The following is a 12721-nucleotide window of genomic DNA, read 5'->3' on the forward strand; positions in this document are numbered from 1 at the left end:
TTCCGATCGGCTGCGACCCGGCGTTGTCAGGTCTTGCTTTGTTTTTCTTTTTTCTTGTCTTGCTTCGCTTTAGATCTTAGCAGATCCTCTGCGTTCTTCGCAATTTCGGCTTTCGCTTGATTGCGATTCGCTTCGGTCAGGAATTCGCTCCCTGTTCCTCGGCGGTTCCCAGACTTTATCCGACAGCGCGGCCGGCGGCCAAATCGCCACCTGGAGGGTCCTGACGCCGCTGTCAGGTGCCCGTGGGGTCGGGGCACCTGACAGCGTTCTGACCGGGGTCGGGCTACTGCCGAACGGCCTGCGGCCGCCCGCCCGCCGTCGACCCGGACTGCCGCCTGGCGTCCGTAGCCTTCGGGGACTCGCCTGCAATGTGCGCTGCCAACGGCACGACGCCGCCGGGCTCCAGCGAGTCGATGGAGACGTGACCGGGAACGCCGATCACTCCGGCGCCCTGCTGGGCGATGACGTTCGGCAGCGCGGCCGGTCCGCCGAGCAGGTGCAGCGCGTACAGGCTCGCCGACTCACCGCCCAGGTAGGCCAGCAGGGCCGGGCTCATGCCGGAGGGGTTCGTGAGCAGGAGCGGGCCGCCTCGGTGGCCCACCATCGCGCCCCCGGACAGGGCGTCGGGCCAGCTCAGGCCGGTTGCGACCGCGGCGTCGGTCTCGCCGCTGAAGAAGGTCTGCGCGACCATCATGGAGGTGGCGTACCGGGTGCTGCCGGCCAGTGGCAGCCGGCTGATCTGGCTGGGCCAGCGCGGCATCTCGTGGTTCTGGTAGCCGGCGATCAGTGCCTTGTCCCCCGGGCCGCCCACGGTGATCAGCTGGGTGCCGCCCGAGCTCGGGTCGGGGTTCAGGCCGTTGAGGTATGCCGCGGTGTCGGGGGGCATCGTCGCGCCCTCGGTCAGCAGTACGGGCAGGCCCGTGGCCCCCGCCGACAGCGCGTCGGGGAAGTCCGCGCCGGTCGCGATGATCACCGTGCGGGGGTGCGGGTCGACGACGCGCGCGATCGCCACCGCGGTGCCGTACCGGGTGTCCCCGGCCAGTCGTTCGACCTGGTAGTGCTTCGCCGCCAGCGCCTGGGCGACCGCCGGGGACAGCGCCGACGTGCCGCCGAGCAGGTAGACCTTGCCGCCGGGCGCCAGGACCCGGCTGATCTCGGCCGCGACGCCGGCGTTGAGCGACCCGGTCGGGGTGACCAGCAGCGGTGCGTTCTCGTGGACGGCCAGCGCCGAGCCGCCGAGCGCGTCGGCGAAGTTGTCGTCGCGTGCCAGCACGACCGCGCCGGCCTGAGCGCGCTTCGGGTCGGCGGTGTCGCCGTGGTTCGCGAAGTTCAGTTGGGAGGCCGCGATCGCGGTCGCGTGCCGGTCGGGACCCCACTCGCGCACGACGTGGGTGGTCGCCGGCGAGACGGTCCACGTGGGGTCGTCAGCGTCGGGGATGCTTCCCACCGCGGCACCGCCGCCGGCCGGGATCTCGACGATCTCGTTGAAGACAGGGTTCTCATAGGCGAGATACCTGCCGTCGGGCGACCACGCCGGCTTGGTCGCGCCGTTCTGCTCCTGGGTGATCTGGGTCAGTCCGGTCCTGCCGTCGGCGCCGACGCTGAACAGCTGCGGGACTCCGTTGGCGTCGTTCCGGACGAAGACGATCCTCGTGCCGTCCGGCGAGTACGCAGCCTGCGCGGCGTTCGCGATCAGAAGCGACGTGGTGCCGTTGCTGAACCGGTAGGTGTCGGGCGGACCGGTCACCTTGTCGCATTGGAGGATCACGCTGTAGTCCGGTGCGATGCTCGGGAACTCGTCACCCTGGCAATTGACGTCCCTGGTCGACGCGGGTCCAAGCGGGAGGACGTAGCCGTGCCCGGCCTGCGAGCCGTCGGTCGCGAAGGACACCAGACCGGTGTCGGGGGTGAACGCCACCATGAAGGAGCCGTCCGGGCTCACCGCGGGCTCGCTGTACAGGGCGTTCTCGTCGCCCGCGATGCCCGTGGCGACCTTCTGCCGCCCGGTGCCGTCGGGGCGGACGCTGGAAATACCGGGGCCGGATGTCGACAGCAGCCGGGTCCCCAGAGGCGTCCACGCCGTGCGGCCGGTGTCGCCGGCTGTCGTGCTGGCCGGCGGCGTGCTCCCCGAAGCGGGGAGCGGAACGGTGGCGATCTGTGTGCCGCCGGTACCGCGTCCCGGGTTGGAGATCACCGCCTGGCCGCGGCGGAAGGTGATCGGGGCGATGCTGCCGGACGGGGCCGCCGGCGGCAGGCCGGTCGGCGCGCCGACCGGGGCGGGGCCGGTGGCGTTGTACCGCACCAGGCCCTGGACTGTCTGACCGGTGAAGCCGACCGCACGGAAGTGGGCCTCGAACTGCGTCACAGCGCCACCGCTCCAGGCCAGCTGGTCGATGGTGAAACTCCCCGTCTGGTACTCGCTGCCGCCGTTGAGTTCCAGCACCGGAGCAGTCCCTGATCCGGCATAGGTCGCGTTGTTGTACGTCGTACCGGCCGCGAGCGGGGCACCGTTCTCGGCGTTCGCGAACATCACGGAGAACGTCGCGCCGCCCGGCAGACCGCTGACGTTCGCGGTGACCTCGGACGTCGAAGCGTTCTGCACGCCGCTCACGGCCACCGTCTGGCCTGGCGGCACGGCCTGTCCGGTCCAGTTCACGACCGGGTAGTCCGTGGGCGAGGAATCCACGGCGACCTCGGTCGCCGGCGGATCGCCCGCGGACGCCGGCGAGGTGGCGGCCAGGGCCGACATCACCGAAGGTCCCAGAGCGGTGAGCGTCCCCACCGCGATTACAGAAAGACGTTGCGCGCGCATTCGCGCCCCTCCCCGGGTATGCGGTCCCCAATGGACCGCGCGCGGTCCATTGGGGACCCCGCGCGCGCGATCTTACATTCGCGCATCGGCACATGGACGCTTGTATTCAGCCCTCGCCGGGGAGGGCGGCTTCCCGCGCGCGACGGCCGCAGACCCCGCCCCTCGTGTCGCCGGAGCGTGCGGAAGGAACGAGAGTTGGAGACGTGGCCCACGACCGAGGAACCAGCGCGCCCGAGGAGGCCGCGGCGGTAGCCACAGCGGGTGCAGGCGGGTCCGCCGCGATGCCCAGGCGGTCGCGCCGTCTGCTGACCGGAGCGTACGCGCTGATCGCCGTGGCCGTCCTGGTGGACCTGCTCACCGGGCCCAAGACCACGGTCTCGCCGATCCTCGCCGCGGTCCCGGTGCTGGCGGCGGCGGACGCCAGGTCCGCGCGGGTGCCGCTGGTCGCCGGAGCGCTCGCGGTCGTCGCCGTCGTGCTGCTCGCCCTCGGCAACCAGGACGTGTCGGCCGCCGTCCACGTCGAGGCGGTGGCGGCCGTGGTGGCTGTCACCTTGGCGAGCACCGCCGGCGTGATTCTGACAGCGTCACGGGAACGGGTGCTCGAGCAGGTCCGCACGGTCGCTGAAGCGGCCCAGCGGGCCCTGCTGCGTCCCGTCCCGGGCAGGATCGGCCGGCTGCGGATCGGCGTGCGTTACCTGGCTGCCGCGGCGGAGGCCAGGATCGGCGGGGACCTCTACGAGGTTCTGGAAACCCCGTACGGCACCCGCGTGCTGCTCGGTGACGTGCAGGGCAAGGGCCTGGCCGCGGTCGAGACCGCCGCGGACGTCCTCGGTGCCTTCCGGGCGGACGCCCGGATCGAACCGGACCTCGCCCGACTCGCGGAGCACTTGGACAGCACACTCGCGCAGAGCCGGCAGGACGAGCGGTTCGTCACCGCGGTGCTGCTCACGGTCCCGCCGGCGCAGGACCTGGTGGAGGTCGTCAACTGCGGCCATCCGCCTCCGCTGCTGCGGCGCCGCTCCGGGACCGTGATCGAGGTCGAGCCACCCGCCTACGCACCGCCACTGGGGCTGCGAGCGCTCACCGGTGTCGCCTACCGCGGCAGAACGGTCGACCTCGAACCCGGCGACCTCCTTCTGCTCTACACCGACGGTGTCTCGGAAGCGCGCGACGCCGACGATCGGTTCTACCCGCTTGCTGCCAGGCTGGTGTCGTTCGGCGCGGAGGAGCCCGACGTGGTTCTCGACAAGCTGCTCGCGGACGTGGTGGCCTACTCCGCCGACGGGATGACCGACGACGCGGCCCTGCTCGCTGCCCGGTACCGCACTTGATCGCGCGCTTAGCGTGGCCCGTCGATATACGTGATCATTTCGTCGTGAGACGCGGCGAAGGTTTTGCCGGTGACGGTGTCGACGCCGTAGACAGTCCCGGTGCCGCGCAAGCCGATGCCGCCGACCACCAGCACTGGCCCAGGCAGATGGACCCGCTGCCCCGCAGGGCCGTAATCCACGTTCACCAGCACGGCGACGCTGACACCGGCACGGCCGGCGATGTCGCCGACCGACGACTGTGTGACGTGCGCCAGCCCGCTCAGCCGGTGACCCGCGTCCGCCGCCGTGCGGACCTGGTTCGCCGCGGATCCGGCGACGGCCAAGGTCATGACCACGACCATCGCCGCGGTCACCCGTCGCACATCGCGTGCGGCAGTGACGCGGATCCTTCGAGCGGTACCGACCACGACCGCGCTACCTACGGCGAACGCGACGGCCGCGACCAGCAGCGGAACCAACGACGTGCCGCGCAGCTCGGACTTCTGGGCTGCGTCGTAACTCACCCCCCGGAACCCCGCCGCATGCAGGAACGCCTGCGTACGCCACGGTGCATAGAGGTCCCATGCCTCCCACAGGACGTACAGCAGCATGACCCCGCAACCGAGCACCCACAGACTCCGGCGCACGAAGCGCTCTTCGAGCTCCGGAACGGCGGCGATCCGGGTCAGGGCGGTCATGGAAGTGGGCGGGACTTCCTCGGCCTCAGTGATGTGGTGACGAGTGCGGTGCTGCTCATATGCGACCGCCTGCCTTATTTCTTCCGCTTGCGACGAGTGCTGCGGACCGGCTGGGCCCGCTGGCGCGAGACCGGGGCGCTGTTCTGCGGCTTGCCGTCGGCAGCCGACACCGCGTTGGAGACTGGAGCGTTCCCGGCGGCAGCGAGGGCCTTGCTGGCCTCTTTCGCCTTCCGCCGGGCGATCATGTCCTTCTCGGCCTGGCTGCCCGGCACCGGGCTGTTCCGCAGCGTGTAGAACTGCTGGCCGATCGTCCACACATTCGTGGTCATCAGGTACAGCACGACGCCGATCTGCACGCTCAGGCCGAAGAACAACATGCCGACCGGCATGACGTAGAGCATGATCTTCTGGCTCTGCATCATCGGGTTCGGCACCGACTTGTCGAGGTTCGTGTTCTTGGCCAGCATCATGCGCTGGGTCAGGAACTGCGAAGCCGCGTAGAGCACGACCATGATGAGCGCGACGATTCGCAGGTTCAACAGCGACGTGTGCGCGAACTGCCCGTTCGCCGCGGTGTTCAAGTAGGTCTGCGTGGTGAAGAACCTCAGCGGGATCGGCGCTCCGAAGAACGTCGAGTGCTGGATGGCGGTGGCGTCGGCCTGGTTGAGCGCGCCGACCGCGTGGCCGCTGGCCGCGTGGCTGAGCACGCGGTACAGCGAGGTGAAGAACGGCAGCTGCACCACGATCGGCAGGCAGGAGGCGAACGGGCTGGTCCCGTTGTCCTTGTAGAGCTTCATGGTCTCCTGCTGAAGCCTCTGCTTGTCGAGCTTGTGCTTCTTCTGCAGGGCTTGGAGCTGCGGCTGGAGACGCTGCATGTTCTGCATCGACTTGATCTGCTTGCGGAACAGCGGGATCATCGCCGCCCGGATCGTGATCGTCAGGAAGAGAATCGACAGCACCCAGGAGACCGAGGAACTCTCGCCGAAGATCGCGCCGAAGACCCGGTGCCACAGCACCATCACGAAGCTGGTGGCCCAGATGATCGGGTTGAGGACTGTGTCGATGGCCCCCACGGTCATGCCTCTCGGTCGGACGTCAGGTCGGGCCCGGCCTCCACGGACGCGGCGGCGATGCCGGTCGCGTACGCTCGCATACCAAATGCCATGATCTCGACAATAGTCGGGAAAAATCGCGACCATCGGGCAGAGCCGGCCCGGGCGCGCGAGCGAGTCGGCGAGCAGACCGGGACGGCCGGCGGCGGGCCGCGTGCCCCGATCCCCCGAGCACGGGGTTCCTTTGTCGTTCGAAGTGCTTCGTTCGCAGGTCAGTTTGGGTGTTCGGTTTTGCGGGTCGTAGTCCGTTCGGGTGACGGCCTGCGGTGTGGAGGGCTGTGTCCCGCACCCCGGCGTTCCCGGGCCGAAACCATTCAGCGCACCTGAACCCGTACGCATGAGCCCGGCCGCGGTGGAGCACCGCGGCCGGGCATCGTCTTCTCAGACCACGGTCATCACTGAGCGGTGGAGGGCGTCACCACGATCCCGTCCGGAACGTTGCCGACGACGACCGGCTTGCCGACCGCGCCGGTGGCGACCGTCACCGGACGCACGTCGTTGGTGTTGGTGTCGACCACCCACGCGACGGTGCCGTCCGGCGTGAAGCCGACCGCATAGGCGCCCGACCCGGTCGGGATGAGCGGGCCGGGGGCGCCGGTCGCGAGGGTGATCGGGGTGACGCCGCCGGCCCCGGAGTCGGCGACGTAGGCCACCGAGCCGTCCGGGGAGACCCGGATGCCCTGCGGACCCGCGCCGACCGGGATCGTGGCGGAGACGGTGTAGGCGGCGGTGTCGATGACCGACACGCTGTTGCCGCCGCCGTTGGTCACATACGCCTTGGAGCCGTCGTGCGCGAAGGCCACGCCGAACGGCGCCGCGCCGACCGCGACCGTGTGCACGACGGTGCGCGAGGCGAGATCGACGACGCTCACCGTGCCGTCACCCTGGTTCGCGACCCACAGCTGGGTCCCGGACGGGTTGATCATCACGCGTTCGGCCTGGCTGCCCACCTTCACCGGGGTGCCGGCGGTCAGGGTCGCCACGTCGATCGGCTGGACGGTGCCGTCGCCGAAGTCGCTGACCCAGACCGTCTTGCCGTCCGGCGCGGCGGCCAGGTCGGCGGCGACGCTGCCCACGGCCACGGTGCCGATCACCTGGTTGGTCGTGGTGTCGATGACCGTCACGTTGTTCGAGTTGTTGTTCGCCACGAACAGCCGCTTGCCGTCCGGCGTGATCGCCTCGCCGTCGGGGCCGCTGCCGACCGGGATGGCCGGGCCCGCGTTGCCGGTGCGGATGTCGACCGGGGTCAGCGTCCCGTCGCTGTAGTCGGTGACGTAGGCGGTCGGGATGAAGACGCCGGGCGCCGCGACCGTGGCCAGGATGTCGGTGGTCGGCAGCACCGCGCCGTTCGACGCCGTCGCCCGGACCGCGACCTGGTAGTAGCCCGAGGCCATCGCCGCGTCCGGGGACAGGCTGACGTCGGTCGTCGCCACCGCCCCGGCCGCGACCGTGACAGTGGCCTGCGACGGTGTGGCGGCCAGGCCGGCCGGGCCCTGCGCGTTCCAGGTTACGGTCGCAGGGGACGTACCGAGCGTGTTGTCGACCTTCACCGTGACATCCGTCGTCGTCCCGGGAGCGACACGGACCTGCTGCGGCGTCACCGACACCGCCGCCCGAGTGGCGGGCGGGAAGCTGACCGGCCCGGCGCCGAACGACGGCGGCGCGTCCTGGGGCGCCGAACCCCACGTCGTGTTCGGCGACGCGCCGAGCGTGTAGTCGAGGTGGTGATCGCGGCCGTCCAGCATCAGATACGAGTGCTGCGTTTGCCGGCCGTCCATGCGCAAGCTCTGGATGTACGGAGCCGCGTCACCCGCCTGCGGAGCCTTGATCGTCAGGGTGTTGGCACCGGCGTGGATGACGGCCGAGGTGAACAGCGGCGCGCCGAGCGCCAGCATCGGCACGCCGGGAGTCTGCGGGTACACGCCCAGCGTCGCCCAGACGTACCACGAGCTCATCGCACCGAGGTCGTCGTTGCCCGGCTCGCCGCCGGGGGTCGCGGAATACAGCGTCGAGGTGATGCGCCGCACGATGCGCTGCGTCTCCCACGGTGCGCCCGCGGAGTCGTACGCCCACGGCGTGCCGATCGACGGCTCGTTGCCCTGCCAGTGGTACGGCTGGTTCGGTCCGGCGTTGATCTGCGTGAAGTACGTGTCCAGCCGCTGCCGCACGGCGGCATCGCCGCCCATACCGTCGAACAGGGCCCGCAGATTCTGCGGCACCATCCACGTGTACTGCGATGCGTTGCCCTCCTGGAAGCCGCTCTGGCCGAAGCCGGACTGGCCGGCGGTGGTCGGATCCCCGGACGGGAAGGCGCCGTCGGCGTCGCGCGGCTGGATGTAGCCGGTGGCCGTGTTGAACACCGACGACCAGTTCTGCGAGCGCTTCAAGAACACGGACTCGTCCGCCGTGTCACCGGATGCGTGGGCCATCTGGGAGATGGCGAAGTCCGCCAGCGCGTATTCCTCGGTCTCCGACGCGCCGTTCGGCACCGGGCTGATCGAGTCGGACCCGACGTTGGGCACGTAGCCCTTTGCGATGTAGTCCTGGCCGTGCGGCCGCTCCACATACCAGCCCTGGCCCGGAGCGCCGGTGCCCTGGGCGCCGTGGACCATCGTGGCGACCGCTTCGCCGAGGTCGAAATCGCGGGCGCCGAACGCGTAGAGGTCGGCGAGCATGGGGTCGGCGGCGTCGCCGTTCATGACGCCGGTGTAGCCGTTCGCCGAGGGCCACTTGGGCAGCCAGCCGCCCTGGTCGGCGTCGGCCAGCAGCGAACGTGCCATGTCCGAGCCGCGCTGCGGGTCGAGCATCCCGATCAGCTGCATCTCGGAGCGGTAGACGTCCCAGCCGGAGAAGTTCGAGTACTGATGGTGCCCGGCGGGGGCGGTGTGGATCTTCCCGTCGAAGCCGGGGTACGCGCCGTCGGCATCGTCGATCACGCTCGGGTCCAGCTGCGTGTGGTAGAGCGCGGTGTAGAAGCTCGACTGCTCGGCGGCGGTGCCTCCGGCTATCTCGATCTTCCGCAACTGCTTGTTCCAGGCCTGGTGCGCCGCACGAGCCACATCGTCCACGTTCCACGATGTCGCCTCGGCGGCGAGGTTGCGGCGCGCACCGGCGGTCGAGGTGTAGGAGATCCCGACCTGCATCCGCACCTTCGAATCGCCGCGGGTGTCGAAGGTCAGGGTGCCACCGCTGCCGCCGCTCCACGTGGCCGACGAGGTGAAGGGCCGGTCGAAGCGCGCCGCGAAGTAGACGGTGTAGGAGTTGGGCTGTCCGCAGAAGTGGCCGCTGGTCACCGAGCCGGTGATCTCGCGGTCACCGCTCACCGCGAAGGTCGCCGCCGAACTGCCGGCCGCCGATCCGGCGGAGTTCACCAGCACCCGCGCCTGGTCGGTGGCCGGGAAGGTGAACTCGGCCAATCCCGTGCGCTCGGTGGCGGTGAGCCGCGTGCCGATCGCGCCGGCCGTCCCGGGCGCGAGGGTCACGGAGTACAGGCCCGGGGTCGCCGATTCGGCGGTGTGGCTGAAGGGCTGCTGCGCCGAGGACGGATTCGCGGGTACGGCCCCGACCATCGGCAGCACCGGGAAGTCGCCGCCGATGGCGCATCCGGGCCCTGAGACGTGGGTGAGGCTGAGGCCGGTGATCGTGCTGTCGGCGTAGTCGTACCCGCCGCCCGGCGGCCGCGACGAGGTGTCCGGGCTCCACTGCACCATGCCGAACGGCGCCACGGCCCCGGGGAACATGTCGACCTGGCCCACGACGTCGCCGCCGCTTCCAGTGCCGATCAGGGGGTTGACGATCGCCGCGGGATCGGTGACGGGCGCGGTCTTGGCGTCCGCGGATCCGGCGCTCGCCACTTGCGGGCAGAAGGCCACCGCGAGTATCGCGGCGCTGAGTATGGCGGTGAGTCTGGGTCTACGAGTGTGAACGTTACCAAGGCGGCGCATTCGTGTCCTTGTTTGTCAGCAGCCGACGTCGTTGTCAGGCGACAGGCTGACGGACGGGGGCAACGGGCGTCAAGATCCGAGGGCTGTCGACGGCCTCGCAGAGCCCGCAACCGCGGGTACCCCCACACTGACCCTCGGCGCCGGCAAGGGAATCAGCCCCAACAGCGCGGGGTCACGTTCACCGCGACCGTCACGCCGCCGAGCGGCAGCGGAACCGGGCCTGACGGGGCCGAAGATGTCAGCGCGTTGCGGCAGTCCAGGCGGAGTTGTCCGGCGCGAGGAAGGTCGCGGTGTAGCCGGAACCGGGGCGCTCTTTGGGATCGCTGACGATGTGGGCGCCTGCCGTGATCGCCGTGGTCGTGGCCGTGTCGACGTCCTGGGGCGATGCGGCGTGGTAGCCGAGCGCGTAACCGGCGAAGCCGGTGCCTGCCGGGGCGACGTCGGCGTCGGCGGCAAGGGCATCCCGGGTGTAGAGGGTGAAGGTGGCAGCGCCGGGGACGGTCTTGTACTTGGCGAACTTGCCGAAGGCCTTGTCCAGTTCGTAGCCCAGGCCATCGGCGTAGAACTGCTTGGCGGCCTTGATGTCCGGCACGCCCAGGGTCACCGCCACCTCCATGGGCGACATCACGGGTCCGGACGGGGTGTCGGTCTTCCGCTTGAACTTGGCGAGGATCGGTGTCGCGCTGGACACGGCTTTCCACAGGTGCCCGTCGGGGTCGGCGAAGTGGCCGGCGTAGCCCCAGACGGCGCCCTTGGCCGGCTTCACGAGCGTGCCGCCGGCCCGCACGGCGGCCTCGAGCAGCCGGTCGACGCCCGGGGCGGTCTCGAAGACCGCCGAGATCATGAAGCCTCGGAAGCCCTCGGTGTCCGGCAGCGCGCCGAGTTCGTCGGCCAGGTCGTCCCAGGGACGGAGTTCGAGGTGCGGGACCTGCGCGTCGCCGAGGCGCAGCGTGACGCCGGCCTCGTCGCGACGCTCGACGGTGCAGCCGAGACCGTCGGTGTAGAAGCGGACCGAACGGTCGAGGTCGCGGACGGCGAGCTTGATGATGTTGACGCGGAATGTCGAGTGCACGGGAGGTTCCTCCAGCGGTGGGATGTTGTCTTCGCCTCGTTGACGAAGACGGCGCTGAAGATGTGACAGGCCCGCCGCGATCGCGACGGGCCTGTGCGGAGTTCAGATCCCAGTGATCAGATCCCAGGACCGGCCACATAGGTGTAGCCGCCCACGATCGTGGCGCTGCCGCCACTGGTGGTGATCACCACGTCGGCGGCCCCGGCGCTACCCGGAGGGGTGACGATGGACAGTTCCGTGGCGTTGATGACCCCGAACGGCGCGGTAGCTCCGCCGACGGTGACCGACTGGGTGGTGGCGAGGTTGGTGCCGGTGATCGTCACCGCGGTGCCGCCGGAGGTCGGGCCCTCGGAGGGGGTGAGGCTGGTGGCTGTGGGCGGATCCACGTAGGTGTACGAGAACCCGTTGTTGCTGCCGCCGGCGGTGGTGACGGTGACGCTGACCGTCCCGGCCGCGCTGCCCGCCGGGACGACGACGTCGATCAGGCTGTCGGAGACCACGGTCGGCGTCGCGCTGTTGGGGCCGAACGCGACGTCGTTGGCGGTCGCGAGCCCGATACCGCTGATGGTGACGGAGTTTCCGCCGGCCGTCGGTCCGGAGCCGGTGCTCAGGGCGGACTTGAACGGGGCGCCCACGTAGAAGAACGACAGTGGGTTGCTGGTGCCGCCCGCCGTCGTCACGGTCACCTGTACCACTCCGGCGCCGGACGGCGAGATGACGGTGACCGAGGTGGGCGTGTTCGCGGTGATGGTGCCTGGCTTGGTGCCGAACCTCACGGCGGTCGCACCGGCGAGATTGACGCCGGTGATGGTGACGACGGTCCCGCCACCGGTGGATCCCTGATTTGGAGAGATCGGCATGTGCGTTGCTCCCTCGCAGTTGGCTGATGCTCAACTCCGGGAGCGGCGGGCCGGTGCTGCCGCCGACCGCTTCGTCGTTGGCTACTTTCAGTAGTCCGCGCAGGTCACCGGGCCGCAATAGACCTCGAAGCGAAGTCACCCTTTTGAGCGACTGGCGAATCGTGTCCCGTATCGCGCCGGGAACCGCTGAATTTCGCCAGGCCGCCGCTCGGGACACGAAAGAGTGATTTCGCGTCGGGCTCTCTTGCGGCCCGGTGACCTGCGCAGGCTACTGAAAGTGGCTAGATCGACCGAAAACAGCCAGATCGACAGGCAGCCCGTTCCGTCGCCGGCTGGAGCCCGGCGCGATGCGAGCCCCGAAAGGAAGGAGTCGCATCATGGCGCCGGTCATCAGCGCGATCAGCCCGGTCCAGGGCCCCACCGCCGGAGGAACGGCCGTCACCGTCACGGGAACCGGGTTCACGGGCGTGACCGCGGTGATGTTCGGTTCGGCCTCGGCGACGTTCGTCGTGGTCAACTCGACGAAGATCACCACCACCGCGCCCGCCGGCTCCGGTTCGGTCTCGGTGACGGTCACGACGCCGGGCGGGACGAGCAACGGAGTGACCTATACGTACGTGGCGGCGCCGGTTGTCAGCGGCCTCAGTCCCACAAGCGGACCGGCCGTCGGCGGGAACACGGTCACGATCACGGGCACCGGGTTCACGGGCGCCGCCAGTGTGTCGTTCGGTTCGGTGTCGGCGTCCTTCACGGTGGTCAGCGCCACCCAGATCACCGCCACGGCTCCAGCCGGTACCGGCTCGGTGTCGGTGACGGTGACGACGCCAGGCGGGACGAGCAACAGCGCCACCTACACCTATGTGGCGGCGCCGGTGGTGAGCAGCATCAGCCCGACGCAGGGCCCGAGCGTGGG

General features: G+C 70.0%; 8 protein-coding genes. 2 read left to right on the forward strand and 6 right to left on the reverse strand.

Annotated elements, in window-relative coordinates; translation table 11 throughout:
- Window positions 1-283 precede the first annotated feature (283 nt).
- On the reverse strand, window positions 284-2812 hold the full coding sequence (locus ABH926_RS51275) for a cell wall-binding repeat-containing protein (RefSeq protein WP_370374720.1): 2529 nt from the start codon (window positions 2810-2812) through the stop codon (window positions 284-286).
- Window positions 2813-3093: 281 nt separating this feature from the next.
- Here ABH926_RS51275 and ABH926_RS51280 point away from each other — a divergent pair, with 281 nt between their 5' ends.
- Window positions 3094-4143 carry a PP2C family protein-serine/threonine phosphatase gene (locus ABH926_RS51280; protein ID WP_370374721.1) on the forward strand — a complete coding sequence of 350 codons (1050 nt, stop codon included), beginning with the start codon at window positions 3094-3096 and terminating at the stop codon, window positions 4141-4143.
- 8 nt (window positions 4144-4151) lie between these two features.
- Here ABH926_RS51280 and ABH926_RS51285 read toward each other — a convergent pair whose 3' ends face one another.
- The 5 genes from ABH926_RS51285 to ABH926_RS51305 all read right to left on the reverse strand — a co-directional run bounded on the left by ABH926_RS51285 (window position 4152) and on the right by ABH926_RS51305 (window position 11808).
- Window positions 4152-4820, reverse strand: coding sequence for a hypothetical protein (locus tag ABH926_RS51285; protein WP_370374722.1), 669 nt, complete (start codon window positions 4818-4820; stop codon window positions 4152-4154).
- A 74-nt stretch (window positions 4821-4894) separates the two neighbouring features.
- On the reverse strand, window positions 4895-5899 hold the full coding sequence (gene yidC, locus ABH926_RS51290) for a membrane protein insertase YidC (RefSeq protein WP_370374723.1): 1005 nt from the start codon (window positions 5897-5899) through the stop codon (window positions 4895-4897).
- 428 nt (window positions 5900-6327) lie between these two features.
- Complete coding sequence (locus tag ABH926_RS51295) at window positions 6328-9786, reverse strand: GH92 family glycosyl hydrolase (RefSeq protein ID WP_370374724.1); 3459 nt, start codon at window positions 9784-9786, stop codon at window positions 6328-6330.
- Between the two features lie 328 nt (window positions 9787-10114).
- Window positions 10115-10948: a VOC family protein gene (locus ABH926_RS51300; protein WP_370374725.1), complete on the reverse strand. Its 834-nt coding sequence runs from the start codon at window positions 10946-10948 to the stop codon at window positions 10115-10117.
- Between the two features lie 116 nt (window positions 10949-11064).
- On the reverse strand, window positions 11065-11808 hold the full coding sequence (locus tag ABH926_RS51305; RefSeq protein ID WP_370374726.1) for an IPT/TIG domain-containing protein: 744 nt from the start codon (window positions 11806-11808) through the stop codon (window positions 11065-11067).
- 377 nt (window positions 11809-12185) lie between these two features.
- Between ABH926_RS51305 and ABH926_RS51310 the strand changes: the two genes are divergently transcribed.
- On the forward strand, window positions 12186-12721 hold a 536-nt coding region (locus ABH926_RS51310), incomplete at its 3' end, for an IPT/TIG domain-containing protein (protein ID WP_370374727.1).

The organism is Catenulispora sp. GP43 (assembly GCF_041260665.1).
Classification (GTDB): Bacteria; Actinomycetota; Actinomycetes; order Streptomycetales; family Catenulisporaceae; genus Catenulispora.